The organism is Massilia oculi, assembly GCF_003143515.1.
GTDB lineage: Bacteria > Pseudomonadota > Gammaproteobacteria > Burkholderiales > Burkholderiaceae_D > Telluria > Telluria oculi.
The window spans coordinates 4,701,632-4,726,993 of the sequence record NZ_CP029343.1 but is presented as its reverse complement, the minus strand read 5'-3'; the positions used below and the strand labels follow the sequence as shown (position 1 = coordinate 4,726,993).

Below are 25,362 nucleotides of genomic sequence, written 5' to 3'. Positions count from 1 at the left end.
CACGTGTTAGCGAAACACTACGCTAACCCGACTGGCGATTGCCTGGCGCTTACTTGAACACAGCCGTCCTTTATTTGAACTTGACCTTGCCCACCACCCGCATCTGCAGCGTGGTTTCGCCCGGTTCGAAGCTCGGTTCCGACATCTCGTCGGCCATCTCGCGCTTGGCGCTGCGCATCATCATGGCTTGCGGCGCAGCAGCATCTCCGGCGTAGTTGCCCGAACCTTCGAAATCGACCGTATCGAGCACGGCGTCGGTCGGCTGGCGCCCCATGGCCTTGGCGATCGAGACGATGCGCTCGTTCAGATTCTGGTAGGTGGCCGCGATGCGCTGGTCGTCCAGGCGTTTCTCGAGCTCCGGGCTGAGGCCGAAGTTGACGCCATTGACCTGCAACACCTTCTGCGCCGCGGCCGTGGTCTTTGGCAGCGCGGCCAGGTTGGTGGTCTTGACTTCCAGGTACTGGCCGACGCGCCAGGCGATCGGCACCGGCTTGACCGGCTGCTGCGTGGTGCGGCCGACCGGCTGCGGCGGCACTTCCGGATAGACCGGGTAGGTGTAATAGCCCTGGGTCTTGAGTTCGGCCTTCGGATCGGCGCGGCGCACGATCTCGGTGCCTTCCTTCATCTTGCGGTTGACGCGGTCGGCGGCGGCATTCTTGTCCTTGTCGTGCTCTTCGACCGCGAAGGTAATGATGGCCTGGTCATTGGCGTGCTTGACTTCGCCAAAGGCGGGGACCACGACCATGGTGCCGCTGGTGGCCGGCGACGGCAGGGTTTGCGCCTGGGCGGCGCTGAAGGCCAGGACCAGGGCGGCGGCGACGAGGGATTTAGAAACGGCCATTTATTGTTCTCCTATAAGTTGCGACAGATGTCTGACAGCACTTATACGATACCAACCACAATGATTCCATCGTGATTTTGTAATGGACCGTTGCAAATAAGTAGGTTTCGGGATGGATTTGTAACAGCCGCGGCCAAAATAACAACGGGGTCGGGCCTGACATTCAGACACGACCCCAGCCATGGAAACGCTTACAGTCGAGGCCGTGTCCGAATGTCAGACCTGACCCTCGCTTGTTACAGTCGAGGCCGTGTCCGAATGTCAGACCTGACCCTCGCTTGGCGCCAGAAACATCAGTTCTTCGACTGATCCACCAGCTTGTTCTTGGCGATCCACGGCATCATGCCGCGCAGCTTGGCGCCGACTTCTTCGATCTGGTGCTCGGCCGTCAGGCGGCGGCGCGAGATCAGGGTCGGGGCGCCGGCCTTGTTTTCCAGGATGAAGCTCTTGGCGTATTCACCGGTCTGGATGTCCTTCAGGCACTGGCGCATCGCTTCCTTGGTCTGCTCGGTCACGATGCGCGGGCCGGTCACGTACTCGCCGTATTCCGCATTGTTCGAGATCGAGTAGTTCATGTTGGCGATGCCGCCTTCATAGATCAGGTCGACGATCAGCTTCAGCTCGTGCAGGCACTCGAAGTACGCCATCTCCGGCGCATAGCCGGCTTCGGTCAGGGTTTCGAAACCCGCCTTGATCAGCTCGACGGCGCCGCCGCACAGCACGGCCTGCTCGCCGAACAGGTCGGTCTCGGTCTCTTCGCGGAAGTTGGTCTCGATGATGCCGGCGCGGCCGCCGCCATTGGCCATCGCATACGACAGCGCGATGTCACGCGCCGCGCCCGATTTGTCCTGATAGACGGCGACCAGGTGCGGCACGCCGCCACCCTGGGTGTAGGTGCCGCGCACGGTGTGGCCCGGGGCTTTCGGCGCGACCATGATCACGTCGAGGTCGGCGCGCGGCACGACCTGGCCGTAATGGACATTGAAACCGTGAGCGAAGGCCAGCACGGCGCCCTGCTTGGCGTTCGGCGCGACGTTCTTGTTGTAGACCTCGGCGATGTTTTCGTCAGGCAGCAGGATCATGATGACGTCGGCGGCCTTGACCGCCTCGTCGACCTCGGCGACCTTCAGGCCGGCCTGCTCGACCTTGTTCCACGATGCGCCGCCGCGGCGCAGGCCGACGGTGACGTTGACGCCCGATTCAGAGAGGTTCTGGGCATGGGCGTGGCCTTGCGAGCCGTAGCCGATGATGGCGACGTTCTTGCCTTTGATGAGGGAGAGGTCGCAGTCTTTGTCGTAGAAAACTTTCATTTGGATATCCTGTATTCGTTATGTAATGGGTATGCGGGCGTTACGCGCCGGCGGCAAAGCCGCCAACCCTACGTCCGTGATTCGTTCAGCGTTTTTCTTGTCAGACTTTGAGGATGCGTTCGCCGCGCCCGATGCCCGAGCCGCCGGTACGGACCGTCTCGAGAATGGAAGCCCGGTCGATCGAGTCGATGAAGGCGTCCAGCTTCGACTTGGCGCCGGTGAGCTCGATCGTGTAGGTCTTTTCGGTGACATCGATGATGCGGCCGCGGAAGATGTCGGCGGTGCGCTTCACTTCTTCGCGCTCCTTGCCCACCGCGCGCACCTTGATCAGCATGAGCTCGCGCTCGATGTGCTGGCCTTCGGTCAGGTCGACCACCTTGACCACCTCGATCAGGCGGTTCAGGTGCTTGGTGATCTGCTCGATGATGTCGTCCGAACCGGAGGTGACGATCGTCATGCGCGACAGGGTCGCATCCTCGGTCGGGGCCACGGTCAGCGTTTCGATGTTGTAGCCACGCGCCGAGAACAGGCCGACCACGCGCGACAGCGCACCGGCTTCGTTCTCCAGGAGGACAGAGATAATGTGTCGCATCACAGGTCCTCCGAGCCGAGCAGCATCTCGTTCAGGCCGCGGCCCGCCTTGACCATCGGCCAGACGTTCTCGCTCTGGTCGGTGATGAAGTTCATGAAGACCAGGCGGTCCTTCATGGCGAACGCCTCACGCAGCGAACCCTCGACGTCGCCCGGCTTTTCGATGCGCATGCCGACGTGGCCATAGGCCTCGGCCAGCTTCTCGAAATCGGGCAGCGAATCCATGTACGACTCGGAATAGCGCGAACCGTAGTCGATCTGCTGCCACTGGCGCACCATGCCCAGGAAACGGTTGTTGAGCAGGATGATCTTCGGCGTCAGGTGGTATTGCTTGCAGGTGGCAAGCTCCTGGATGCACATCTGGATCGAACCTTCCCCGGTGACGCAAGCCACCGTCGCATCCGGATTGGCCATCTGCACGCCCATCGCGTACGGCAGGCCGACGCCCATCGTGCCCAGGCCACCGGAATTGATCCAGCGCCGCGGCTTGTCGAAGGCGTAGTACTGCGCGGCCCACATCTGGTGCTGGCCCACGTCCGAGGTGATGAAGGCGTCGCCATCGGTCACGCGGTGCAGCTGCTCGATGACGGCCTGCGGCTTGATCACGACGTCGGACGTCGGATACTTGAGGCAGTCGCGGCCGCGCCATTCGGCGATCTGCTTCCACCAGCCCTGCAGCGCATGGGTATTGGTCTGTACGCTGCCGGCGTCGAGCTGCGACAGCAGTTCGACCAGCACGTCCTTGACGTTGCCGACGATCGGGATGTCGACCCGCACCCGCTTCGAGATCGACGAGGGGTCGATGTCGATGTGAATGATCTTGCGCGGATTCGAGGCGAAGTGCTTGGGATTGCCGATCACGCGGTCGTCGAAGCGGGCCCCGATGGCGATCAGGACGTCGCAGTGCTGCATCGCCATGTTCGCTTCATAGGTGCCGTGCATGCCCGGCATGCCGACGAAGTGCGGATCGGAAGAGCGCGATCCGCCCAGGCCCATCAGCGTATTCGTGATCGGGAAACCGGTTTTCTCGACCAGGCGGTTGAGCTCATCCGAGGCATTGGCCAGGATCACGCCGCCGCCCGCATAGATCATCGGGCGCTCGGCGTTCTGCAGCAGCTGGACCGCCTTGCGGATCTGGCCGGCATGGCCCTTGTCGACCGGACGGTACGAGCGCATTTCGATCTCGCGCGGGTACTCGAACAGGCATTTATTGACCGTGATGTCCTTCGGAATATCGACCAGCACGGGGCCGGGACGGCCGGTGCGGGCGATGAAGAAGGCTTTCTTGATGGTCGAGGCCAGCTCGCGCACGTCCTTGACCAGGAAGTTGTGCTTGACCACCGGACGGGTGATGCCGACGGTATCGCATTCCTGAAAGGCATCCTGGCCGATCGCGTGGCTCGGCACCTGGCCCGAGATCACGACCATCGGGATCGAATCCATGTACGCGGTGGACAGGCCGGTGACGGCATTGGTGACGCCGGGGCCGGAAGTAACCAGGGCGACGCCCACGGTGTTCGAGCTGCGCGAATAGGCGTCGGCGGCGTGCACCGCGGCCTGTTCGTGGCGAACGAGGACGTGCTGGAATTTATCCTGGTTGAAGATGGCGTCGTAGATATAGAGGACCGCGCCGCCCGGGTAACCGAAGACGTGCTTGACGCCCTCTTCTGCCAGACAACGGACCACTATCTCAGCGCCCGTGATCGGGACTGCTGAATCGTTACTCATGTACATTCCTTTCAAAACCCAATGGGAGATTGATCGGATGCCCGTTCCTAACGATATGCGTCTTTGCGCGACAACCCTCAGGCTTGACTACTTTCTGCGTGCACGTCGATGTTTCGGACACCGTAGGGTCCTTACGCACCGGCGCTGGGCGCAACTCGTTGAGCGTGAGTGTTTGTAGCGGTCTTACGCATCTCTCGCGCTTGTGGCGCGGGTCGGAGCAAACTGCCTACAAATGAAAGCGTGTCACAACCGGACTGGGCCTTGTGTGCCAAATCCGGATGACGTAAAAGCCTTGGGGATGCAAAGCGTGAGGGACACCTTACCGCGCCGCACCATTTTGGTCAAGAAGGAAAGATAAAAATCGCTTCATTCCCAAAAGTGGTGCGACAAATTTGGCCGATAAAGCCAAAAGTGCGCAAATTTTGCGTGGGGTTGGCGGGTTACCTGCCCACGCGTTCACCGCTGCATGCCCCACCTTCGCACTGTAACGCGCTCCAATGCCTGGAACACGAAGTGCTCGATCGCCAGCCCGATGATGATCACGGTCGCCAACCCCGCAAACACTTTATCGGTGAACAGCTCATTGCGGCTCTGGAAGATATACCACCCCAGCCCGCCCTGCCCCGAGGTGCTGCCAAACACCAGCTCGGCCGCGATCAGGGTACGCCACGCGAACGCCCAGCCGATCTTCAGGCCCGACAGGATCGAAGGCAGCGCCGCCGGAATCAGGATCTGCAAGACCATGCGCAATCCGCCGAGGCCATAGTTTCGACCTGCCATGCGCAAGGTCTCCGGCACGGCGCGGAATCCCGCGCTGGCATTCAGGGTCAGCGGCCACACCACCGAGTGCACCAGCACCATCAACAGGCTGCCCTTGCCCAGCCCGAACCAGAGCAGCGCCAGCGGCAGCAGTGCGATCGCCGGCAGCGGGTTGAACATCGAGGTCAGGGTATCAATCAGCGCGCGTCCGAAGCGGTTCGACACCGCCAGCCAGGTCAGCAGGAAAGAACCCGCCACGCCCAGCAAAAAGCCCTGGCTCAGGATCGCCAGCGACACCGATACATAGCCGACCAGCTCGCCCGACAGCATGCCGTCCACGAAGGCGCGGCCGGTCTGCAGCGCCCCCGGCAGCAGCAGGTCGTTGTCGAACCAGCGCGCCAACACTTCCCACACGACGGCAAGCGCCAGCAGGATCGCGGGTTTTCTCAGCCAGCCGAAGCGGTCGAGCGAGATGGACGCCGCGGCAGGGACAGCCGCGGCGGGCCGGGACGGCAGCACGTACTCGGGACGGATCGGCGGTTCGCGCAGGGTCGTCATCAGTGCGCCTCCGCCATGCGGTCTTCATCCTGGCGCACAGCCGGTGCGGCATCGCCATCGAACAGCAAACCATGAATGCGCTGGGTCGCAGCCTGGAATTCCTGGCTGCCGGCGCTTTGCAGGCTGAACTGGTGGCTATTGAGCTCGGCCCGCACCCGGCCCGGATGGGGGGACAGCAGCAGGATGCGGTTGCCCACTACCAGCGCTTCCTCGATTGAGTGGGTTACGAACAGCATGGTAAAACCGGCATCAATCCACAGCGCCTGCAATTCTTCCTGCATGCTGCGCCGGGTCAGCGCATCGAGCGCGGCGAACGGCTCGTCCATCAGCAGCACCGCCGGCTGCATGGCCAGCGCGCGGGCAATGGCCACCCGCGCCTTCATGCCGCCCGACAAGGTATGCGGATAGGCATCGGCAAAGCGGGCCAGCGCGACCTTGCCCAGCCAATGCCGGGCACGCCGGTCGGCATCAAAGCGCGATACGCCGCCCGCCAGCATCGGGAACATCACGTTCTGCCGCACCGTCTTCCACGGCGGCAGCTGGTCGAATTCCTGGAACACGACGATGCGGTCCGGTCCCGGCCCCGTGATCGGCTTGCCGGACAGGCTCAGGCTGCCGGCGCGCGGCGCGATGAAGCCGCCGATCGCTTTCAACAGGGTCGACTTGCCGCAGCCGGAAGGTCCCAGCAGTACGAAGCGGTCGCCGCGGTGGACGTCGAAGCTGACATCATCGGTGGCCCGCACGATGCCGCGCTCGCTGGCGTACTCGAGCGTGACGTGCTCGGCGCGCAGCAGCGGCTCCGGCGTTGCAACTTTCTGGACCAGGTTCAGCGGTATGACAGGGGTAATCATGTCAGCTCCCGTTGGCAATGACCGGATGCTCGAAGAAGTAATCCTTCCACGTGGCCGGCTTGTTCCTGATGGCGCCGACCTGGTGCAGGAATTGCGCCAGGCCAAGCGTATTCTGCGGCGCGACGCGGAACTGCGTCTTCGGATCCTTGATCACCTTCAGCAGCAGCGCGCGGTCGATATTGCCCTTGTTGACCCGCAGGTAGGCATCTGCAGCCCCTTCCGGATTGGTCGCGATGTACTGGGCCGCCTCGGCAAGCGCATCGAGGAAGGCGCGGTAGGTTTTGGGATTTTCTTTCACAAATTTTTCGGTGGCATACAGCACCGTGCTTGACGCCGGCCCGCCCAGCACCTGGTAGGAATCGAGCACGATCTTCGCGTTCGGATTACCGGCAAGCTCCTGCTCCTGGAATGGCGGCCCGCCGAAGTGGGCGTTCAGTTCAGTCTTGCCGGCGATCAGGGCCGCGGCCGCGTCCGGGTGCGGCACGGTCTGGGTGATCGGGTCGAGTTTCTTGAACTGGGCATTGCCCCACTGTTTGGCGGCGGCCATCTGCAGGATGCGGGCCTGCACCGACACCGTCACCGCCGGCAAGGCGATGCGATCTTTCGGGCCGAAATCGGCAATGGTCTTGACCGCCGGGTTAGTACTGACCAGGTAATAGGGGAAGCTGCCCAGCGAGGCCACGCCGCGCACGTTCTGGCGGCCCCTGGTGCGGTCCCAGATCGTCATCAGAGGGCCGACGCCGGCGCCGGCGATATCGATCGAGCCCGACAGCAGCGCATCGTTGATCACGGCGCCGCCGGACAACTTGACCCAGCCCACGTCGACGTCGACGCCCTGCCTCTTGCCGTGCTTTTCGATGAGCTTCTGGTCTTGCGCCACGTTCAGCAGCAGGTAGACCACGCCGAACTGCTCGGCGATGCGGATCTGGCCTTCGGCCTGGGCCGACGATGGCAAGGCCAGGGCCAACGCCGCACCGACGGCAAGGAATTTATGGTGGAGTTTCATGGGTTTCCTGGATTGAGTCAGAACGGAACGTCGGCTTCGATGGTGGTGCGGTACAGCTTGCGGCGCAGGTGATCCGGACAGCCGGCCGCCAGGTGCATCAGCGAGCGGTTGTCCCAGAACACCATATCGTGCGGCCGCCACTGATGCCGGTACACGTGAGGCGCGCGCGTGCTGTGGTCGAACAGCGTGTCGAGCAGTTCGCGGCTGCGCCCCTCCGATACGCCGAGGATGCGGGTCGTGAAGTGCTCGCTGACGAACAGGGCCTTGCGGCCGGTCTCGGGATGGGTGCGCACCACCGGGTGACTGACCGGCCTGACTTCATCGATCTGGGACTGGGTGAGCTTCGGGCGGAACGGGTTTTTCTGGCGCAGCTCTTCATACTTCGCCAGATACCAGTGCTCGGCCTGCAAGCCTTCGACCTCGCGCTTCAGCTCGTCAGGCAGGGCTTGCCAGGCCGTGTGCTGGTTCGCGAACAGGGTGTCGCCGCCCTCCGCCGGCAACTCTTGCGCATGCAACATCGAGCCCAGGCTCGGCGTTTCCTTGTACGACAGGTCGGAATGCCAGAAATGCCCGGCATCGCCCAGGCCGATCGGCTCGCCGTTCTCGCGGATGTTCGAGACGATCAGCACCTCGGGGTGGCCCGTCAGCTGGAAATTGCGCAGTACGTGGATCTGCAACTGGCCGAAACGGCGGCTGAAGGCCACCTGCTCGGCGGGCGTGATGTGCTGGTCGCGGAACACCAGCACGTGATGGTCGAGGTGGGCGCGGTGCAGGCGCCCGAAGTCTTCCGCACCGAGCGGGCGCGACAGATCGAGGCCGACGACTTCTGCGCCCAACGGGGCACCGATGATGGGGTGAACAGCGAATGCTTGGCGGGGAAGATCGAGCGGCATGATGGCGGAGGCTGTATGGTCGTGTTGACAGCCTAACCACGCTCCACCAGGCGAACAACGAATGATTTCGCGTATCTTCATGCAGTTTCTGAACGTTATTCAAATAGCATTGCCACCTCCCTGTAGTGTGAGATGTCGGTGCAGGCGAGGACGTTTTTTGCTAGGATGCGAAGGTTTTCCTTAAAGCACGAGTAAGACGAGCGCTTCCTTGACCCCGCATGGCCACAGATAAAGAACTCAACGACTTCCTCGAGAATGTCGAACGGCGTGCGTTCAAGCAGGCGGTGTATGCGGTGCGCAAGGATGAGTCGGCGCTGGACATCGTCCAGGACGCCATGATCAAGCTGGCCGAAAAATATGGCGACAAGCCGGCCGCCGAGCTGCCGATGCTGTTCCAGCGCATCCTGCAGACGACCATCCTCGATTACTTCCGGCGCGAGAAGGTGCGCAACACCTGGGTGAGCCTGTTTTCGGGCTTCAGCCGCCGCGAGGGAGATGACGATGACGACTTTGATATACTCGCCTCATACGAGGCCGAAGAAGGTTCGGCCGCCGCAGAGTCGAGTGCGGATCAGATTGAGCGCGAACAAACCTTGCGTTTGATCGAAGAAGAAGTACAAAAGCTCCCAACGCGTCAACGGGAAGCCTTCCTCATGCGTTACTGGCAGGATATGGACGTGGCCGAAACGGCCGAAGCAATGGGATGCTCCGAAGGCAGCGTCAAGACACATTGCTCCCGTGCCACCCACGCCCTCGCCGCAGCGCTCAAGGCCAAGGGAATCACACTATGAATACCGACGACATCAACCTGGCGTACAAAATCCGCCATGCACTGAACGAACAGCTCGACACCCTGCCGGCATCGACCACGGACCGGTTGGCCGCCGCGCGCGCCGCCGCGCTCGCGCGCAAGAAGGCGGACGCGCCGGTCGAGTATTTCAAACCGGCCCCTTCCGGCTGGCGCGAGATGCTGGCCGGTTTCGGCAACATCGTGAGCGGCCCGGCCATGTCGCGCCTGGCCGTCGCGGTGCCGATCCTGGCCCTGGTGATCGGCATGGGCGGTGTCTACCAGCACGAACAGCAACAGCAGATCGCCGAGCTGGCCGACATCGACGCGGCCGTGCTGTCCGATGAACTGCCGCTCAACGCGTACCTCGACCCGGGCTTTTCCGCCTACCTGGAGTCGCAGCAGCGCCGGCAATGACGAAGAACGACGCTTCACGGTCTCGCGCATCGAAGCCCGGTGCCTCGAAATCACGGTTCCCCGTCCTGAAAACGGTGGCCGGGGTCCTGGTGGCGGGCATCATCGCCTGGGTCATCGTCGACCGTTTCGACACCCCGTCCATCCTGCCGTTGGTGACCGATGCCGTCGATGGCGAACGCGCGTCGCCCAAAAGCTTCGACAAGCCCCTGTGGAACGATCTGAGCAGCGCCCAGCAAGTGGCGCTGGCGCCGCTGGAACCCGAGTGGAACCGGATGGAAGGACCGCGCAAGCGCAAGTGGATCGAGATGTCGGCCCGCTTCGCCTCGATGCCCGCGTCCGAGCAGCAGCGCGTGCACGAGCGCATGCGCCAGTGGATGAAGCTCACCCCCGCGCAGCGCGAACTCGCGCGCGAGAACTACAGCCGCACCAGCCGCCTGGCCCAGGGGGGCGACAAGGCGGCCAACTGGGAGAGCTACAAGCAGCTGTCGCCCGACCAGAAACGCAAGCTGGCCAACAGCCCGGCGGCGGCGCGCAGCAAGAGCATCCCGGTGGCGTTGCCTGAAGCGCCGATGCTGGTCACGCCGACGCCCTGCCCACCGAATACCACCCGCCGCGGCGCCGAATGCATCCTGATCGGCACGGATACCGTGGTGCCGACCGACACCGCGAGCGTACCGCCGGCAGTGCAGAGCGTTCCCGCTCCCATTGGCCCGGTGACGCCGGGTCCGGCAGCCAGCTCCCCCGCCGATGGCGGCGCAGTCGCCACGGCTGGCGGCCAGCAGGCACCCGCGCAGGCCGCCAATGCAGGCAACTGAGCCGTTGGCCAGTCCGGACGCCGCCAGTCCGACGCACGCACCGTCACTTCCGACGCCGACCATCAAGCGCCGTGTCACGGTGATGGTCTATGAATTCTTCCTGCTGTTCGCCGTCGAGATGCTGGCGGTGCTGGTCTACCTCCTCCTCACCGGCAACCGCCAGGAGCCGCTGTTCCAGCATGGTCTCAAGCTCTGGCTGTTCGTGGTGACGGGCCTGTACTTCACCTGGTGCTGGCGCGACAGCGGCCACACGCTGGCCATGAAGACCTGGCGCATCAAGGTGGTCCAGGCCGGGCACGCGCGCCTGCCATGGCGCACTGCCATCGTGCGCTACCTGCTGGCCTGGTGCTGGTTCGCGCCGGCGCTGATCGTGTGCGCCGCGGCCGGCCTGCATGCCAAGGGCGAGATCGCCATCGCGCTGGCGGTCGGCATCGTCCTCTGGGCGCTCACCGCCTTCCTCGACAAGGACCGCCAGTTCGCGCACGACCGCCTGGCCGGCACCCGCCTGGTCCAGCTGACCAGGATCAAGCGCTAGACCCGCCCGGAGCTTGCTGCGGAGCATTCGAACGCGGCGGCATCCAGAATCGCGGAATAATCGACCTTTTCACTGTGAACGAAAGGTCAACGATGAAGCAATCGAATCTCCGCGTGGTCATCATGGGCGCTTCGAGCGGCATTGGCGCCGCGACCGCCATCGCCTTTGCCCGCGAGGGCGCCGACCTGGTGCTCGGCGCACGCGGCAAGGAAGGCCTCGACGACGTCGCCCGCCGCTGCTTCCAGGCCGGCGGCCGGGCCGAAACGGTAGTGGTCGATGCGACCGACGCCAAGGCGGTGTCAGCCTTCGCGCGCGAAGCGCGGTCCATCCTGGGGAGAATCGACCTATGGTTCAGCAACGTCGGCGCCGGCGTGGTAGGCAAGTACCAGGACGTGCCCATGGCCGACCACCGCCAGGTGATCGAGACGAACCTGCTCACCCACATGAACGATGCGCACGCGGTGCTGCCGATCTTCCTGGAGCAGGACCACGGCACCTGGGTCAATATGATCTCGTCCGGCGGCTACGTCGCCACGCCCTACGCCGCGGCCTACGCTGCCAGCAAGTTTGGCCTGCGCGGCTTTTCCGAAGCACTGCGCGCTGAGGTGGGCAAGCGGCGCCACATCCACGTCTGCGACGTGTACCCTACTTTCGTGGGTTCGCCCGGCTTCAGCCATGCGGCCAACTATACCGGCGCCCATCTCTCGTATCCGCCGGGCGCGCTGGCGCCGGAAGCCGTGGCCGACGCCGTCGTCAAGCTGGCGCGCCGTCCGCGCGACACGACCGTGATCGGGGCGCCCGCCGCCGCCATGAAGGCCACCCGGCTGGCGCCGAATCTCGTCGCGGCCGGGATGAACCGCTTCATGGATGCGTGGGCAGAACGCGCGCAGCGCACGCACGATACGCGCGGTGCGCTGTACGAAGCGCCGCATGGCGCCAGCGGCGTGCACGCCGATCCGAGCCGGCTCAATCAGCCTCGCCCCCAGCCGCGCCAGCCGGCCAACAAGGTCCTGGTGGCCGGTGCGGCGGTGGTCGCCGCCGCGATCGGCATGCAGCTGCTGCGACAGCGCGCGGATCAGTAAGTCAGGTTGATCTGCATGATGGCGGTGGTGCCGCTCACTTCATTACCGACGATCAGCAGCGGCTTGCCATTCGGCGACTTGTAAGCCGGGATCAGGGTCAGGCCTTCCGGACCCAGGTCACCCTTGTCGCCGTCGCGGGTGTTCAGGTAGGTGACGAAGGACGCCTGGGCTGGCTTGCTCACGTCGTACACCATCACACCACCGACGCGCTCCAGGCCGATGAAGGCGTAGTGCTTGTTGCCGAACTTGCCGACCACCGCGCCTTCCGGTTCCGGGCCTTTCGACGCGCTGCGGTCTTCCAGGTCGTTGTTGTCGTTGCTGGCGTTGAATCTGACGTTCGGCAGCGCCTTGGTGCGCTGCTCGAATTCGTCGCCCGAATCGTAGACGCGCTTGATGTCGGTGTCCCAGATCGAGAACGAGCGGCCGCCGAAGGTATACAGTTCATTGCACTGGCCGGCGGCGTTCTTGCCGTCCTTGCCGCCATTCGGCGTGGTCGTGATGCGCAGGCGGCCCAGGTTCGAATCGAAGATCTGGTTGGCCGCGTTCGGGAAGACGGCGGGGTCCAGGCCCGCCGTGCAGTGCGCACGCACGCGGCTCTCTTCGCTGAAGCCCGGCCAGTCGGCGCGCGCATCTCCTTCGTTGGCGGTGATCAGGTAATGCTTGCCGTCCACCGAGTAGCTGGCGATGGCGTCCGGCAGGTACATGCCTTTCACCGGCTGCGAGCCGATCTTGATGGCCGGCGAACCGCTGTTGGTATTGGTGCCGCCGTCCTCGTCCGACGCATCCAGCCCGAAGCCGGCGACGCTGTGGTCCTTGAAACCGAGCGGCTTGACCGCGGTGACCTTGGCCGTCGCGACGTCGACGATGGCGATCGCGTTGTTTTCCTGCAGCGTCACGTACGCGGTGCGGCCGTCGTCGGTGACGGTGATGTACTCCGGCTCGAATCCTGGGCTGCGCTGGCGTTCGGTCCATAGACGCGGATGCCCTGCGCGCGCAGCGCCGCTTCCTGGCCGTTGAAGGCGCGGAAGTCGGCGGTGGCCACCGAGGGCGTGCCGCCGCGGTTGACGGTGATGATGCTGACAGAGCCTTCCGGATCGGTCGTGCCGGCCACGCCATAGCCGCTCGGCTCACCCTCGTTCGCGACCAGCACCTTGCTGCCGTCCGGCGTGAAGGTCAGCATGTCGGGCAACGCGCCGACCTTGACGCTATTGATCAATTTCAGGTCGGCCGCGTTGTAGAAGGCGACGGTGCCCGGCTGGGTCTTGGGATTGGATTCGATCGCCAGCGCCACCAGGCCGTCGTGCACGGCGACGCTGTTGACCGCCTTGCCCAGGCTCGACACATTGATGGTGCCGATCAGTTTCGGCGTGGCTGGCGCCGCCAGGTCGAGCACGTCGACCGTGCCGTTGGCGCCGTTGACGACGAACAGGCGACGGCTGCCGGCATCATAGGCCGTGATCTCGGCCGCGCCAGCCGCCCCGCCGTTATAGCCGCCGATCTTCTGCAGCGCGAGCGTGGTCGGGGTCGGATCGTCGTCGTCGCCACCGCAGGCCGCGAGCACGCAGGCCAGCGCGATCGCGCTCAACATCGGGAGGTAACGGAAAGGTTTGACGGGGCGGCGCAGGAACATGGGTGTCGATTTTCCAAGGATGAAAAATCGACAGCATATGGACGCAAGATGACAGCCGTATGACTTCTCAGGCCCGCTCGACGGCGCGCTGCATCAGCCTGCGCGACCAGGGCAGCAACTGGAACAGGATGCCGCAGGCCAGCGCCGGCAGGATGAAGAGCTCGATCACCATATAGGCGCGGATGATCTTCCATGGATCCGGGTGGTTCGGGTCCATCCCGCCCAGCAAGTCGCCGTAGGAATGGCGCGCGATGTAGAGCGTGGCGGCGGTCATCGCCAGCCCGCACAACAGCGCCGCGCCCGCCCCCAGCAGCACGCGGCGCGGCGTGGTCTGCAGGCGCCGGCGCAGCGGCTCCAGCTTGACGGCCAGCGCCATCAGCATGCCGTGGGCCAGGCCGAGCGCGCCCGCGATCAGGGCGCCGAACAGCAGCGCCGCCAGGTAGAACGACGGCATGAGCTCGATGCGGCCCTTGGTAAACAGGGTGGCCAGGGTGAATTCGATGACCGGAATCACGGGCCCCAGCAACAGGAAGAACAGGACGCAGGTGGCGACCAGGCGGAACGAACTTGGCATGGCAGTCGACATCAGAAGCGCTCGACGTCGCGCAGGTAACGCCAGCCACCCGGCGGCAGGCTGCCCATGGAAATGCGGCCGATGCGCAGGCGGCGCAGCGCGGTGACCTTCAGGCCGACGTCGCCGCACAGGCGCTCGATCTGGCCGCGCTGGATGTTCTTGCCGGCGATGCGCAGGCGCGCCTCGCTTTGCCAGCTGGCTTTGAACATGCGGCCCAGTTTATCGAGGCCGCCGTCGGCGATCTGTCCGTCCACCTCGGCCACGTATTCGTATTCGTTGCGCGGCGCATCCTCGACGAGCTTACGCATCACGCGCCAGTCCTGGCTGAACACGACCAGGCCCGAGGCCATCGTCTCGAGCGGCGTCGCCAGCGCCAGCTTGAAGAGGTGCCGGCGCAGGAACGGCTTGCCGAAGCCATTGTCCAGCACTTGCGTGTCGGCGCCGATCGCGGCCAGCAGCGCGTCCTGCGGGACGCCTGCCGGCTTGTGCAGCAGGATGGTGACCGGTTCCGGCTCGACCGGGGTCGCGCCCGGCAGCAGGACGACGGCCTGCGCCGGCGTCACGCGGATGGCCGGATCCTCGGCCAGTGCGCCATCGACGCTGACCCAGCCGCCGGCGATATAACGTTCAGCCTCGGCGCGCGAGCACCCCGCCACTTCGGAGACGCGCTTGGCCAGGCGAATTCCTTCGTCCGTCATACGCGCCAATCCGCAAAGAAGGCCGTGAACACCTCGACCGTGCGCTTGACGTCGGCGTTCGAGATGTCGAGGTGGGTCACCAGGCGCATTTTCGGGCCGACCGTGGCGCGGATGCCGGCGCGCTCGAGCGCCTGGCGCAGCGGTGCACAGGCGGCTGCCGGCACGTCCATCCAGAAGATGTTCGTTTGCGGCATGCCGACCTTCAGCTGCTCGATTTTCGCCAGGCCCTGCGCCAGTTCGGCCGCATTGTCGTGGTCGTTGGCGAGCAGCGCGACGTTGTGCTCCAGCGCATAGTGGGCCGCGGCGGCGATCACGCCGGCCTGGCGCATCCCGCCGCCCAGCATCTTGCGCCAGCGCTTGCCCTGCTCGATGAAGGATCTCGGTCCCAGCAGGACCGAACCGACCGGCGCGCCGAGGCCCTTGGACAGGCACACCGACACGGTATCGAAACCTTTGACCGCGTCAACCAGGCTGATGGACTGCTTGACGGCGGCGTTGCAGATGCGCGCGCCATCGAGGTGGGTCGCCAGGCCCTTGTCGTGGGCGAGCGTGGTCGCGGCGGCGATGTACTCCTGGCTCAGCACGCGGCCACCGATGGTGTTTTCCAGCGCCAGCAGCCGGGTGCGGGCGAAGTGCATATCGTCCGGCTTGATATAGGCCTCGATATCGGCCAGGGCGATGCTGCCGTCCGGCTGGTTCGCGATCGGCTGCGGCTGGATGCTGCCCAGCACCGCGGCGCCGCCGCCTTCGTACTTGTAGGTGTGCGCTTCCTGGCCGACCAGGTATTCGTCGCCGCGGCCGCAATGGGTCATCAGGGCGATCAGGTTCGTCTGGGTGCCGCTCGGGGCGAACATGCCCGCTTCGAAGCCGAACAGCTCGGCCGCGTAGTCCTGCAGGCGGTTGACGGTCGGGTCGTCGCCGTAGACATCGTCGCCGACCGGGGCGGCCACCATGGTGGCGCGCATCGCTGCGCTCGGCTGGGTGACGGTGTCGCTGCGCAGGTCGATCCAGCGCTGTTGGTCTTGGCTCATCTTCTTATTCCGTGGACTCGGCCTGGGTGTAAAAACGGCTCTTCATTTCTTCAAGGCCGATCTCGTGCAGCACTTCGTGCAGGCGTTCGCTCGGCCGGCGGCGCGGCAGGTTCTTGTAGGTGGCGACGATCAGCTCGTTCTTCATCGAGTGTTCCCAGCCCACCAGTTCGGTGACCGTGACCTGGTAGCCGTGGGCCTCGAGCTGCAGGCAGCGCAGCACATTGGTGATCTGGCTGCCGAATTCGCGGGTGTGGATCGGATGGCGCCAGATCTCGGTCAGCGCGCTGCGCTTGATGTCCTTGCCCTTGTTCTTGCGCAGCACGGACGCGACTTCGGCCTGGCAGCACGGCACCAGCACCATGTGTTTCGCCTTCTTCTTGAGGGCGAAGTCGATGGCGTCGTCGGTAGCGGTATTACAGGCGTGCAGCGCGGTGACGATGTCGATCGTCTCGGGCAGCGCGGTCGAGGTGGTCGACTCGGCGACCGACAGCGGCAAAAACGACATCCCATCGAAACCAAGGCGCGCGGCCAGCGCGGTCGATTTGCTGACCAGCTCTTCGCGGGTCTCGATGCCGTAGATGTGGGAGCCTTGCTCCTGCCCCTTGACGAACAGGTCGTACAGGATGAAGCCGAGGTAGGACTTGCCGGCGCCGTGGTCGACCAGCGAAACGTTGCCCGAGGGGTTGTCACTGCGGTCCTTGACGTCGCGCAGCAGCGGCTCGATGAAGTTGACCAGGTGGTAGACCTGCTTGAGCTTGCGGCGGCTGTCCTGGTTCAACTTGCCGTCGCGGGTCAGGATGTGCAGCTCCTTGAGCAGCTCGATCGACTGGCCGGGACGGACCTCCGGCGGCAGTTCCTGGGGTGCCGGGATTTTCCGGGCTTGCTCAAGACGCTTCATGGACGGCTCAGTGGTTCTTTTCGGCGGCGTGGTTGATCGTGTATTTCGGGATCTCGACCACCAGGTCTTCGTCCGCGACGATCGCCTGGCACGACAGGCGCGAATTCGGCTCCAGGCCCCAGGCCTTGTCGAGCATGTCTTCTTCCTTCTCTTCCTGCTCGTTCAGCGATTCGAAGCCTTCGCGCACGATCACGTGGCAGGTGGTGCAGGCGCAGACGCGGTCGCAGGCGTGCTCGATCTCGATGTCGTTGTCGAGCAGGACGTCGCAGACCGACTTGCCGCTTGGCGCTTCGAGCACGGCGCCGTCCGGGCAGAACACCGGGTGTGGGAGGATGACGATTTGTGGCACTTGGTTTACCTCGGTTGGTTGGATAATTCGATTATCCGTTGTTCTTCATATTGCGTATTCAAGCCGTTGGGGGAGATTCACACCTCGTCCAGCGACTTGCCCGCCAGCGCCTTGCGCACGCTCTTGTCCATGCGGCGGGCCGCGAATTCCTCGGTGCCCCTGGCCAGTGCCTGCACCGCACTGTGCAGGGCGTCCTGGCGCTGGCCCGGCGCGATCGACGCGTCGTTCGACGCCGTCACCGCATCGCGCACCGCCTGCAGCTGCTGGCCGATCGCGGCCTGCTCCTGCGCCGACAGCAGTTCGACGTCGGCATCCAGCGCCGACTGGGTCGCCAGCAGGATGCGTTCGGCCTCGACCTGCTCTTCGCGCAGCGCGCGCATCTGCATGTCTTCGGACGCCGAGCTGTACGATTCCTGCAGCATGCGCGCCACGTCGTCATCGGCCAGGCCATAGGATGGCTTGACCGTGATCGACGCTTCCACGCCCGAACGCATCTCGCGCGCGGCAACCGACAGCAGGCCGTCGGCGTCGACCTGGTAGGTGACGCGGATGCGCGCCGCGCCGGCCGCCATCGGCGGAATGCCGCGCAGCTCGAAGCGCGCCAGCGAACGGCAGTCCGACACCAGCTCGCGCTCGCCCTGCACCACGTGCACCGCCAGCGCGGTCTGGCCGTCCTTGAAGGTCGTGAATTCCTGGGCGCGCGCGACAGGGATCGTCGAATTGCGCGGGATGATCTTCTCGACCAGGCCACCCATCGTCTCGATGCCCAGCGACAGCGGCGTCACGTCCAGCAGCAGCCAGTCGTCGCCCTCGGCGCGGTTGCCGGCCAGTTGGTCGGCCTGGATCGCGGCGCCCAGCGCCACCACGCGGTCCGGGTCGATATTGGCGTGCGGGATGGTCTGGAAGAATTCCGAGACGGCGCGGCGCACGTGCGGCATGCGCGTCGCGCCGCCGACCATCACGACGCCGTCGACGTCGTCGACATTCACGTTCGCATCGCGCATCGCCTTGCGGATCGCATTCATGGTCTTGCCGACCAGATGCCTGGTGATCTCGGAGAACACCGCGGCGGTGACCGTCACCTGCACGATCTCGCCCGACTTCAGGATGGCCTCGACCGTCGTTTCCTCATTGGTCGACAGCAGTTCCTTGGCCTGGCGCGCCTTGACCATCAGGGTCGCGGTGTCCTGTTCGGACAGCGGCGCCAGCTTGGCCTGCTCGGTGATCCAGCAGAACAGGCGGTGATCGAAATCGTCGCCGCCCAGGGCCGAATCGCCACCGGTCGACAGCACTTCGAACACGCCCTTCGAGAGCTTGAGGATCGAGATGTCGAAGGTGCCGCCGCCCAGGTCGTAGACGGCGTAGACGCCTTCCTTGCCATGGTCGAGGCCATAGGCGATGGCGGCGGCGGTCGGCTCGGACAGCAGGCGCAGCACGTTCAGGCCGGCCAGCTGGGCCGCGTCCTTGGTGGCCTGGCGCTGGGCGTCGTCGAAATACGCCGGCACGGTGATCACGGCGCCGACCAGGTCGTCGCCCAGCGAATCCTCGGCGCGCTGGCGCAGGGTGGCCAGGATCTGGGCCGACACCTCGACCGGGCTTTTCACGCCGGCGACGGTGTTCAGCTGGACCATCCCCTCGCCTTCGACGAAGTCGTAGGGCAGGTTCTCGGCGTGGGCGATGTCCTTCAAACCGCGGCCCATGAAACGCTTGACCGAGACGATCGTGTTCTTCGGGTCGGTGGTCTGGTGCACGCGCGCCTTGTGGCCGATGTTGGCGTGGCCGTTCGGCAGGTAACGCACGATCGACGGCAGCAGCGAACGGCCCTCCTCGTCGCTCAGCACTTCGGGGCTGCCGCTACGGACGGTAGCGACGAGCGAGTTGGTGGTGCCCAGGTCGATGCCCACCGCCAGGCGGTGCTGGTGCGGGGCGGTGGACATGCCGGGTTCGGCGATTTGGAGGAGTGCCATAGTCGTGTTACCAATATTGTTTTTCTGCGCCGGGAGCCGAACGGTGGACCGTCCGACCAGCGATCCGCAGCGGATCAGGCGTCGATCGCTTCGAAGGCGTACTGCACTTCGTCGCCGAATTTATCGAGGAACATCAGGCCGCGCACGCCTTGCGCGGCGCCGCTGAAGTCGCCCGCGTCCAGCTGGCTTGCAACGGCGGCCAGCATGCTCTTGCGCTCGGTGCGCAGCTGCGCTTCCAGGCGGTCGAGCGCGATGGCGTCCTTGGCCGCGCGCGCGTCTTCGAGCTCCTCGCGCCATTCCATCTGCTGCATCAGGAAGCTTGGCGGCATGGCCGTGTTCGACTCGGTCTGCAGGTCGACGCCGTTCAGTTCGCACAGGTATTGCGCGCGCTTCTGTGGGTTGCGCAGCGTTTGATAGGCCTCGTTGGCGCGGGTCGCCCACTGCATCGCAACGCGCTTCTCGGCGTCGGTGGCATTGACGAAGCGGTCAGGGTGGACGCGGCCCTGGACTTCGCGGTAGGCGGCGTCGAGGGCATCCTGGTCGACCTCGAAACGGGCCGGCAGCTGGAACAGGTCGAAGTGATTCTGCATCGCTTAGATACGGAAGCTCTCGCCGCAGCCGCAGTTGTCCTTGACGTTCGGGTTGTTGAAGCGGAAGCCCTCATTGAGCCCTTCGCGGGCGAAATCGAGCTCGGTGCCGTCGATGTAGGCCAGGCTTTTCGGGTCGACGAAGACCTTGACGCCGTGCGACTCGAACACCGCGTCTTCGGCGGCGCTCTCGTCGACGTACTCGAGCTTGTAGGCCAGGCCGGAGCAGCCGGTGGTGCGCACACCGAAGCGCAAGCCGACGCCCTTGCCCCGGCGTTCGAGGTAACGGTTGACGTGCTTCGCGGCTTTTTCGGTCAGGGTGATTGCCATGTGCTTCTCCAGCTCTGTTCTACTAAAAAATTACGCTGCTGCCTTCTCGTGCTTCGCCTTGTAGTCGGCGACGGCGGCCTTGATCGCGTCTTCGGCCAGGATCGAGCAGTGAATCTTGACCGGCGGCAGGGCCAGTTCTTCAGCGATCTGCGTGTTCTTGATCGCCAGCGCCTCGTCCAGGCTCTTGCCCTTCACCCATTCAGTGATCAGCGAGCTCGAGGCGATGGCCGAACCGCAGCCATAGGTCTTGAACTTGGCGTCTTCGATCAGGCCCTGGTCGTTGACCTTGATCTGCAGTTTCATGACGTCGCCGCAGGCCGGCGCGCCGACCATGCCGGTGCCGACTGCATCGTCGCCCTTGTCGAAGGCGCCGACGTTGCGCGGGTTTTCGTAGTGGTCGAGTACTTTGTCCGAATATGCCATGGTGATGCTCCTTAATCTTGATTTAGTGGGCTGCCCATTGGATCGAGTTCAGGTCGATCCCTTCCTTGAACATGTCCCACAGCGGCGACAGTTCGCGCAATTTGCCAACCTTCGCTTTCAGCAGGTTGACGGCGAAGTCGATCTCTTCCTCGGTCGTGAAGCGGCCGATGGTGAAGCGGATCGAGCTGTGCGCCAGTTCGTCGCTGCGGCCCAGGGCGCGCAGCACGTACGATGGTTCCAGGCTGGCCGAGGTGCAGGCCGAACCGGACGACACGGCGATGTCCTTGACCGCCATGATCAGCGACTCGCCTTCGACATAGTTGAACGAGACGTTCAGGTTGTGCGGCACGCGGTGGTCCATGTCGCCGTTGATATAGACTTCTTCGATCTCGAGCAGGCCCTTGGCCAGGCGGTCGCGCAGCGCACGCACCTTGACCAGTTCGCTCTCCATCTCTTCCTTGGCGATGCGGAACGCTTCGCCCATCCCCACCAGCTGGTGGGTCGGCAGGGTGCCCGAACGCAGGCCGCGCTCGTGGCCGCCGCCGTGCATCTGCGCTTCGAGGCGCACGCGTGGCTTGCGGCGCACGTACAGGGCGCCGACGCCTTTCGGGCCATAGACCTTGTGCGCGGTGAAGGTCATCAGGTCGACCTTCGATTTTTCGAGGTCGATGACCACCTTGCCGACGGCCTGCGCGGCGTCGCAGTGGAAGATGATGCCTTTCGAGCGGCACAACGCGGCCAGCTCTTCGATCGGCTGGACCACGCCGATCTCGTTATTGACCAGCATGACCGAGACCAGGATGGTGTCCGGACGCAGCGCGGCTTCGAGCTGCGCCACGGTGATCAGGCCGTTGTCTTGCGGCTCGAGATAGGTGGCGTCGAAGCCGACGCGCTCGAGTTCACGCACGGTGTCGAGCACCGATTTGTGCTCGGTCTTGACCGTGATGATGTGCTTGCCCTTGGTCTTGTAGAACTGGGCCGCGCCCTTGAGCGCCAGGTTGTTGCTCTCGGTCGCGCCCGAGGTCCAGATGATCTCGCGCGGATCGGCGCCGACCATGTTCGCGACGTTCTGGCGCGCCTCTTCGACCGCGGCTTCGGCACTCCAGCCATAGGCGTGGCTGCGCGAGGCCGGATTGCCGAACTGCTCGCGCAGGAACGGGATCATGGCGTCCGCGACGCGTGGATCGACCGGCGTGGTGGCCGAGTAGTCCAGGTAGATCGGGAAATGGGGCGCAGTCGCGAAGCTCTGCTCGGTTTTCTTGTCCAAAGGCGCGTTCATCAATTCACTCCAGTAAGCTTCAGTTTGTTCCGACGGCGGCGGGGGCGCCACGGTGCACGTGCACGACGTTCTGTTCCTTTTGCCGCTGCTGGTCGACCAGGTCTTGCAGCGATACCGAATCGAGGTAGTCGACCATTTTTTCGTTCAGCGTGGTCCACAATTCGTGGGTCATGCAGCGGGCGCCATCGGTATGGGCGCCATGGCAATTTTCTTTGCCACCGCACTGGGTCGCATCCAGCGGCTCGTCGACGGCGATGATGATGTCGGCCACCGTCACCTTGCCCGCCGGACGGGCCAGGCTGTAGCCGCCACCCGGGCCGCGGATCGATTCGACGATCTCGTGGCGGCGCAGCTTGCCGAACAGCTGCTCCAGGTAGGACAGCGAAATGGCCTGGCGCTGGCTGATGCCCGACAGCGTGACCGGACCATTGCCTTGACGCATGGCAAGATCGATCATCGCGGTAACAGCAAAACGGCCTTTGGTGGTCAGACGCATTACAACCCCGGTTAATGTTAAAATATTCCTCTTGTCCAACTAGCTCGTCCTGCCGCCACTTCTCTCGCGGACCAGGCTAAAAACCCGATTAGTTGAACGATTTAGTCAAGTATAGCAAATCGCGGACATCTTGTCTCGAAGGCCCTCAAAATGGGCCTCCCGCCCCCTCTTCCTCCCGGATAACGCCGCAACGCTGGCCGTTATCGCTTGCGCAACAACTCCATCGGACCGAACAGCTGTTGCATCCCGGCATGCCCGATGAAGCTCAGATTGTAGGGATGCTCTGCCAGCGCCTGCGGGAAGGCGGCCGTCTCGGGGAGCTTCTTCAGCTGCTCGGCGATCTTACCCCACAGGACCAGCGTCGGCGGTTGCGGCCGGTCGGCCAGCGCCGCCAGCACCGTTTGCAGGAACGGCAGCCAGGCCCGCGCATCGATCGCCGGCGCGACGTGCTTGCGGAACACCAGCGCCGCATTCAGCAACAGGAAGCCGTGGCTGGTGAGGTTGTCCTGCAACTCGGCCAGGGTCTGGATCGAGCCGTCGCCACGCGCCGCCAGCGCGATCGGCGCCAGCGCCGCGCCGCCGGTCGCACCAGGCTGCAACTGGCCGCTCGCCACCAGCAGCATCTTCATGAAGTTGCGCAGCGAGGTCGCGCGGTTGACCGTCTTGGACAGGCCGCTCTCGCTCCACAATTCTCCTACCGCGCCATCCATGAAGCAGACGCCGGTGGCGCTGGCCGCCCGCGGGTATGGGCCCTCGCCCACCAGGACGTAGCGCACCTTGTCCAGCGGCTGGGCGAAGGCGGCGAACAGGCGATGCTCGGTGGGCAGGTAGTCGTCGACGGCGAGCGCCGGCAGGTAGCCGGGATTGGCGCGGGCGACGGCCTCGAGGCCGGCTTCGAGGACGGGGCGCCAGGAGGCGTCGGCCAGGTCGAGGGCTTGCAGGATCGGAGCGGGAAGCGGGGTGGGAATGCGCGCGGAAGGCGTACGGGCGGCGGTAGAGTTCATGGCGTACCGGTAAAAAGACGAGGCCGGATTGTATCCCGCCCCGTCGATCCGGTTCGCCAGCCTGTTGCTGGCTGTCGATCAGGCCATCGGAGTATGCCGCGAGCGGCGGCGCGCCATCCAGCCCAGCATGCCGAGACCGCCAAACATCAGCGCGACGCTCGACGGTTCCGGCACCTCGGCCACCCCGGCGCTGACCGAGATATTGTCGATCGCGATATCGAAGTCGGTGAAGCCGTAGAACCAGCCGGGAACGAGCGTCGAGAAGACCAGTTCGTCCACGCTGGACAGCACGTCGGCGAAGGTGCGGCCGGGCGGGAGACCCGGGCCCTGGGCGTCATCGGTCGTACCGTATCCGCCCCAGCCGGCCGGCAGGGCCGCCATGGTGGTATCTTCGATCGTCACCGACAGGTGCTGCCAGCCGAGCGTGGCATCGATGACGCCCAGGTCGAACCAGACGCTGGTATAAGGCATGCCTGCCGGCGTATTGTCGTAATCACGCAATTCGACGACCAGGTTGCGCGACACCTGCTGGCCGACATAGCTGATCGAATTGGCGATGATGTCCAGGCCGATGGTCACGCTGCCGAGCTTCGAATAATCCCCCACGTAATTTTCGCTGCGGTTGCTGAAACCGATGCCGAAGTTTTCCATCACCGTGTGCAGGGCGGGAGCGCCATTGCCCAGGGTGGTGTCGATCCATGACCCGCCCACGCCATTGGCGGGCTGCGACCCTTCCCATCCTTGGGCGCCGTTGGAAAAGTCGACGAATGACGTGGCCGGTGCGGCCTTGACGACGGTCGCCGCCAGAGAAAGCGCCAACACAAACATTAATTTATGCAAGGTCATGATCTTCCCTTATGAATATTAAAAAAAAGGCGAATATCCACCCCTTCCAGCCAAAACCGGAATCGATTTAAAACACGCTGAAATAATGCAGGGGAAATGGATGAGTGATTCTAGGGCCGCCATATTTCTCGGTCTATGGCGTAACGACACTAAATTGTCATAATTATGTAGCAAATTTACTATTGGAAATTTAATTATTCTCCATAGAAATCATTACTGTGATCGAGAACCGATTAATAAAGTTCGGGCAGAATCATCGCACTAGTTTAGTAAAAACTAATTCCTTGTTTAGCGCGTTTATTAAATGAACTGGCGATCCCGAATGTCGACAATTCGGAATGTCATGCTTATCCGGCGGAGGGAAATGCGAGGATGTGCTGCGCGGAGCCGATACCGGGCAGCGTGGCTGCCCGGCACGATTTACTCGGTATCCGGCTGGTGCGACGGATGCGCCGCCCTGAACGCCGGCAGCTCGATGCACAGCGAGTTGATGCGGTCGATGTTCGGATAGGCCGAGACGTCGATATTGAAGCGCTGGGCATTGAAGACCTGCGGCACCAGATAGCAGTCGGCGATGGTCGGATGGTCGCCATGGCAGAACGGTCCGGCGCCCGGATCGCGCGCCAGGTGCGCCTCGAGCGACTGGAAGCCCTCGATGATCCAGTGGCGGTACCACTCGGTCTTGGCCTGGTCCGACAGCCCCATGTGCTTGACCAGGTAGTTCAGCACGCGCAGGTTGTTGATGGGATGGATGTCGCAGCCGATGATCTGGGCCAGCTCGCGCACCCTGCCCCGGCCCGGCGCATCCCTCGGCAACAGCGGCGGCTCGGGATGGAGCTCTTCGAGGTATTCGATGATCGCCATCGACTGGGTCAGCGTGATGCGGTCGTCCTGGAACGACGGCACCAGCCCGCTCGGATTGATCTTGCGGTAGTCGTCCTGCAGGTGCTGGCCGCCGTCCGTGAGCAGGTGCACCGGCACCGCATCGTAGGCTAGCCCCTTCAGATTGAGCGCAATGCGCACCCGGTACGCGGCCGAGCTGCGAAAATAGGTATAGAGCTTCATCGCTGCCTCTCT

At 64.2% G+C, this 25,362-nt stretch carries 27 protein-coding genes and 1 pseudogene; 5 read left to right on the top strand and 23 right to left on the bottom strand.

Going from position 1 to position 25,362, the window contains the following annotated elements:
• Nucleotides 1-70: 70 nt before the first annotated feature.
• From DIR46_RS21350 to DIR46_RS21315, 8 genes are all read right to left on the bottom strand, one after another.
• On the bottom strand, nt 71-841 hold the full coding sequence (locus tag DIR46_RS21350; protein WP_109347037.1) for an SIMPL domain-containing protein: 771 nt from the start codon (nt 839-841) through the stop codon (nt 71-73).
• Between the two features lie 293 nt (nt 842-1,134).
• Nucleotides 1,135-2,151, bottom strand: a complete 1,017-nt coding sequence (gene ilvC / locus DIR46_RS21345; protein ID WP_109347036.1) for a ketol-acid reductoisomerase — start codon at nt 2,149-2,151, stop codon at nt 1,135-1,137.
• Nucleotides 2,152-2,251: 100 nt separating this feature from the next.
• Nucleotides 2,252-2,743 (bottom strand): acetolactate synthase small subunit, encoded by a 492-nt coding sequence (ilvN, locus tag DIR46_RS21340; protein WP_109347035.1) that lies wholly within the window; start codon nt 2,741-2,743, stop codon nt 2,252-2,254.
• Nucleotides 2,743-4,470, bottom strand: coding sequence for an acetolactate synthase 3 catalytic subunit (locus tag DIR46_RS21335; protein ID WP_109347034.1), 1,728 nt, complete (start codon nt 4,468-4,470; stop codon nt 2,743-2,745). The genes ilvN and DIR46_RS21335 overlap by 1 nt, the downstream gene beginning before the upstream one ends.
• Before the next feature lie 456 nt (nt 4,471-4,926).
• A complete protein-coding gene (locus tag DIR46_RS21330) occupies nt 4,927-5,787 on the bottom strand; it encodes an ABC transporter permease (protein WP_109347033.1) in 861 nt (286 codons plus the stop codon).
• Complete coding sequence (locus DIR46_RS21325; RefSeq protein WP_109347032.1) at nt 5,787-6,638, bottom strand: ABC transporter ATP-binding protein; 852 nt, start codon at nt 6,636-6,638, stop codon at nt 5,787-5,789. Before DIR46_RS21325 ends, DIR46_RS21330 begins: the two co-directional genes overlap by 1 nt.
• A 1-nt stretch (nt 6,639) precedes the next feature.
• The gene (locus DIR46_RS21320) at nt 6,640-7,644 is read right to left on the bottom strand and encodes an ABC transporter substrate-binding protein (RefSeq protein WP_109347031.1); all 1,005 of its coding nucleotides are present in this window, start codon (nt 7,642-7,644) and stop codon (nt 6,640-6,642) included.
• A 17-nt stretch (nt 7,645-7,661) separates the two neighbouring features.
• Nucleotides 7,662-8,537 carry a TauD/TfdA dioxygenase family protein gene (locus DIR46_RS21315; RefSeq protein ID WP_109347030.1) on the bottom strand — a complete coding sequence of 292 codons (876 nt, stop codon included), beginning with the start codon at nt 8,535-8,537 and terminating at the stop codon, nt 7,662-7,664.
• A 218-nt stretch (nt 8,538-8,755) separates the two neighbouring features.
• Here DIR46_RS21315 and DIR46_RS21310 point away from each other — a divergent pair, with 218 nt between their 5' ends.
• The 5 genes from DIR46_RS21310 to DIR46_RS21290 all read left to right on the top strand — a co-directional run bounded on the left by DIR46_RS21310 (nt 8,756) and on the right by DIR46_RS21290 (nt 12,173).
• Nucleotides 8,756-9,328, top strand: a complete 573-nt coding sequence (locus DIR46_RS21310; protein WP_109347029.1) for an RNA polymerase sigma factor — start codon at nt 8,756-8,758, stop codon at nt 9,326-9,328.
• The gene (locus tag DIR46_RS21305) at nt 9,325-9,741 is read left to right on the top strand and encodes a DUF3619 family protein (RefSeq protein WP_109347028.1); all 417 of its coding nucleotides are present in this window, start codon (nt 9,325-9,327) and stop codon (nt 9,739-9,741) included. The genes DIR46_RS21310 and DIR46_RS21305 overlap by 4 nt, the downstream gene beginning before the upstream one ends.
• Nucleotides 9,738-10,556: a DUF3106 domain-containing protein gene (locus tag DIR46_RS21300; RefSeq protein WP_109347027.1), complete on the top strand. Its 819-nt coding sequence runs from the start codon at nt 9,738-9,740 to the stop codon at nt 10,554-10,556. Before DIR46_RS21305 ends, DIR46_RS21300 begins: the two co-directional genes overlap by 4 nt.
• Nucleotides 10,543-11,091 carry an RDD family protein gene (locus DIR46_RS21295; protein ID WP_109347026.1) on the top strand — a complete coding sequence of 183 codons (549 nt, stop codon included), beginning with the start codon at nt 10,543-10,545 and terminating at the stop codon, nt 11,089-11,091. Before DIR46_RS21300 ends, DIR46_RS21295 begins: the two co-directional genes overlap by 14 nt.
• A gap of 92 nt (nt 11,092-11,183) precedes the next feature.
• Nucleotides 11,184-12,173 carry an SDR family oxidoreductase gene (locus DIR46_RS21290; protein ID WP_109347025.1) on the top strand — a complete coding sequence of 330 codons (990 nt, stop codon included), beginning with the start codon at nt 11,184-11,186 and terminating at the stop codon, nt 12,171-12,173.
• On the opposite strand, the pseudogene DIR46_RS28070 reads toward DIR46_RS21290, so the two are convergent.
• The 15 genes and pseudogenes from DIR46_RS28070 to maiA all read right to left on the bottom strand — a co-directional run bounded on the left by DIR46_RS28070 (nt 12,167) and on the right by maiA (nt 25,350).
• Nucleotides 12,167-13,761, bottom strand: a pseudogene (locus DIR46_RS28070) (choice-of-anchor I family protein). The gene DIR46_RS21290 and the pseudogene DIR46_RS28070 overlap by 7 nt on opposite strands.
• A gap of 109 nt (nt 13,762-13,870) precedes the next feature.
• On the bottom strand, nt 13,871-14,377 hold the full coding sequence (locus DIR46_RS21280; RefSeq protein WP_162819586.1) for a hypothetical protein: 507 nt from the start codon (nt 14,375-14,377) through the stop codon (nt 13,871-13,873).
• Nucleotides 14,378-14,388: 11 nt separating this feature from the next.
• Nucleotides 14,389-15,075 (bottom strand): RNA pseudouridine synthase, encoded by a 687-nt coding sequence (locus DIR46_RS21275; protein ID WP_109347023.1) that lies wholly within the window; start codon nt 15,073-15,075, stop codon nt 14,389-14,391.
• Nucleotides 15,072-16,106, bottom strand: a complete 1,035-nt coding sequence (gene ltaE, locus DIR46_RS21270; protein WP_109347022.1) for a low-specificity L-threonine aldolase — start codon at nt 16,104-16,106, stop codon at nt 15,072-15,074. Before ltaE ends, DIR46_RS21275 begins: the two co-directional genes overlap by 4 nt.
• A gap of 4 nt (nt 16,107-16,110) precedes the next feature.
• Nucleotides 16,111-17,004 (bottom strand): class I SAM-dependent methyltransferase, encoded by an 894-nt coding sequence (locus tag DIR46_RS21265; protein ID WP_109347021.1) that lies wholly within the window; start codon nt 17,002-17,004, stop codon nt 16,111-16,113.
• Nucleotides 17,005-17,011: 7 nt separating this feature from the next.
• Nucleotides 17,012-17,353 carry an ISC system 2Fe-2S type ferredoxin gene (gene fdx / locus DIR46_RS21260; RefSeq protein WP_109347020.1) on the bottom strand — a complete coding sequence of 114 codons (342 nt, stop codon included), beginning with the start codon at nt 17,351-17,353 and terminating at the stop codon, nt 17,012-17,014.
• 77 nt (nt 17,354-17,430) lie between these two features.
• Nucleotides 17,431-19,320 carry a Fe-S protein assembly chaperone HscA gene (gene hscA, locus DIR46_RS21255; RefSeq protein WP_109347019.1) on the bottom strand — a complete coding sequence of 630 codons (1,890 nt, stop codon included), beginning with the start codon at nt 19,318-19,320 and terminating at the stop codon, nt 17,431-17,433.
• 74 nt (nt 19,321-19,394) lie between these two features.
• Entirely contained in the window at nt 19,395-19,910 is a 516-nt protein-coding gene (gene hscB / locus DIR46_RS21250) for a Fe-S protein assembly co-chaperone HscB (RefSeq protein ID WP_109347018.1), read from the bottom strand.
• Nucleotides 19,911-19,913: 3 nt separating this feature from the next.
• Nucleotides 19,914-20,237 (bottom strand): iron-sulfur cluster assembly protein IscA, encoded by a 324-nt coding sequence (gene iscA / locus DIR46_RS21245; RefSeq protein ID WP_109347017.1) that lies wholly within the window; start codon nt 20,235-20,237, stop codon nt 19,914-19,916.
• A 30-nt stretch (nt 20,238-20,267) separates the two neighbouring features.
• Complete coding sequence (iscU, locus tag DIR46_RS21240; protein ID WP_005666324.1) at nt 20,268-20,660, bottom strand: Fe-S cluster assembly scaffold IscU; 393 nt, start codon at nt 20,658-20,660, stop codon at nt 20,268-20,270.
• 22 nt (nt 20,661-20,682) lie between these two features.
• On the bottom strand, nt 20,683-21,939 hold the full coding sequence (locus DIR46_RS21235) for an IscS subfamily cysteine desulfurase (RefSeq protein ID WP_109347016.1): 1,257 nt from the start codon (nt 21,937-21,939) through the stop codon (nt 20,683-20,685).
• 19 nt (nt 21,940-21,958) lie between these two features.
• Complete coding sequence (iscR, locus tag DIR46_RS21230; protein WP_109347015.1) at nt 21,959-22,435, bottom strand: Fe-S cluster assembly transcriptional regulator IscR; 477 nt, start codon at nt 22,433-22,435, stop codon at nt 21,959-21,961.
• Between the two features lie 200 nt (nt 22,436-22,635).
• Complete coding sequence (locus DIR46_RS21225; RefSeq protein WP_109347014.1) at nt 22,636-23,439, bottom strand: uracil-DNA glycosylase family protein; 804 nt, start codon at nt 23,437-23,439, stop codon at nt 22,636-22,638.
• Nucleotides 23,440-23,517: 78 nt separating this feature from the next.
• Nucleotides 23,518-24,267 (bottom strand): PEP-CTERM sorting domain-containing protein, encoded by a 750-nt coding sequence (locus tag DIR46_RS21220; RefSeq protein WP_205289017.1) that lies wholly within the window; start codon nt 24,265-24,267, stop codon nt 23,518-23,520.
• 438 nt (nt 24,268-24,705) lie between these two features.
• Nucleotides 24,706-25,350, bottom strand: a complete 645-nt coding sequence (maiA, locus tag DIR46_RS21215; RefSeq protein ID WP_109347012.1) for a maleylacetoacetate isomerase — start codon at nt 25,348-25,350, stop codon at nt 24,706-24,708.
• Nucleotides 25,351-25,362: the final 12 nt, after the last annotated feature.

Bases quoted from the DNA above. Each gene is read 5' to 3' on its own strand.
- DIR46_RS21350 (WP_109347037.1), bottom strand. From the start codon at position 841: ATGGCCGTTTCTAAATCCCTCGTCGCCGCCGCCCTGGTCCTGGCCTTC.
- ilvC (WP_109347036.1), bottom strand. From the start codon at position 2,151: ATGAAAGTTTTCTACGACAAAGACTGCGACCTCTCCCTCATCAAAGGC.
- ilvN (WP_109347035.1), bottom strand. From the start codon at position 2,743: ATGCGACACATTATCTCTGTCCTCCTGGAGAACGAAGCCGGTGCGCTG.
- DIR46_RS21335 (WP_109347034.1), bottom strand. From the start codon at position 4,470: ATGAGTAACGATTCAGCAGTCCCGATCACGGGCGCTGAGATAGTGGTC.
- DIR46_RS21330 (WP_109347033.1), bottom strand. From the start codon at position 5,787: ATGACGACCCTGCGCGAACCGCCGATCCGTCCCGAGTACGTGCTGCCG.
- DIR46_RS21325 (WP_109347032.1), bottom strand. From the start codon at position 6,638: ATGATTACCCCTGTCATACCGCTGAACCTGGTCCAGAAAGTTGCAACG.
- DIR46_RS21320 (WP_109347031.1), bottom strand. From the start codon at position 7,644: ATGAAACTCCACCATAAATTCCTTGCCGTCGGTGCGGCGTTGGCCCTG.
- DIR46_RS21315 (WP_109347030.1), bottom strand. From the start codon at position 8,537: ATGCCGCTCGATCTTCCCCGCCAAGCATTCGCTGTTCACCCCATCATC.
- DIR46_RS21310 (WP_109347029.1), top strand. From the start codon at position 8,756: ATGGCCACAGATAAAGAACTCAACGACTTCCTCGAGAATGTCGAACGG.
- DIR46_RS21305 (WP_109347028.1), top strand. From the start codon at position 9,325: ATGAATACCGACGACATCAACCTGGCGTACAAAATCCGCCATGCACTG.
- DIR46_RS21300 (WP_109347027.1), top strand. From the start codon at position 9,738: ATGACGAAGAACGACGCTTCACGGTCTCGCGCATCGAAGCCCGGTGCC.
- DIR46_RS21295 (WP_109347026.1), top strand. From the start codon at position 10,543: ATGCAGGCAACTGAGCCGTTGGCCAGTCCGGACGCCGCCAGTCCGACG.
- DIR46_RS21290 (WP_109347025.1), top strand. From the start codon at position 11,184: ATGAAGCAATCGAATCTCCGCGTGGTCATCATGGGCGCTTCGAGCGGC.
- DIR46_RS21280 (WP_162819586.1), bottom strand. From the start codon at position 14,377: ATGCCAAGTTCGTTCCGCCTGGTCGCCACCTGCGTCCTGTTCTTCCTG.
- DIR46_RS21275 (WP_109347023.1), bottom strand. From the start codon at position 15,075: ATGACGGACGAAGGAATTCGCCTGGCCAAGCGCGTCTCCGAAGTGGCG.
- ltaE (WP_109347022.1), bottom strand. From the start codon at position 16,106: ATGAGCCAAGACCAACAGCGCTGGATCGACCTGCGCAGCGACACCGTC.
- DIR46_RS21265 (WP_109347021.1), bottom strand. From the start codon at position 17,004: ATGAAGCGTCTTGAGCAAGCCCGGAAAATCCCGGCACCCCAGGAACTG.
- hscA (WP_109347019.1), bottom strand. From the start codon at position 19,320: ATGGCACTCCTCCAAATCGCCGAACCCGGCATGTCCACCGCCCCGCAC.
- hscB (WP_109347018.1), bottom strand. From the start codon at position 19,910: ATGCAGAATCACTTCGACCTGTTCCAGCTGCCGGCCCGTTTCGAGGTC.
- iscA (WP_109347017.1), bottom strand. From the start codon at position 20,237: ATGGCAATCACCCTGACCGAAAAAGCCGCGAAGCACGTCAACCGTTAC.
- iscU (WP_005666324.1), bottom strand. From the start codon at position 20,660: ATGGCATATTCGGACAAAGTACTCGACCACTACGAAAACCCGCGCAAC.
- DIR46_RS21235 (WP_109347016.1), bottom strand. From the start codon at position 21,939: ATGAACGCGCCTTTGGACAAGAAAACCGAGCAGAGCTTCGCGACTGCG.
- iscR (WP_109347015.1), bottom strand. From the start codon at position 22,435: ATGCGTCTGACCACCAAAGGCCGTTTTGCTGTTACCGCGATGATCGAT.
- DIR46_RS21225 (WP_109347014.1), bottom strand. From the start codon at position 23,439: ATGAACTCTACCGCCGCCCGTACGCCTTCCGCGCGCATTCCCACCCCG.
- DIR46_RS21220 (WP_205289017.1), bottom strand. From the start codon at position 24,267: ATGTTTGTGTTGGCGCTTTCTCTGGCGGCGACCGTCGTCAAGGCCGCA.
- maiA (WP_109347012.1), bottom strand. From the start codon at position 25,350: ATGAAGCTCTATACCTATTTTCGCAGCTCGGCCGCGTACCGGGTGCGC.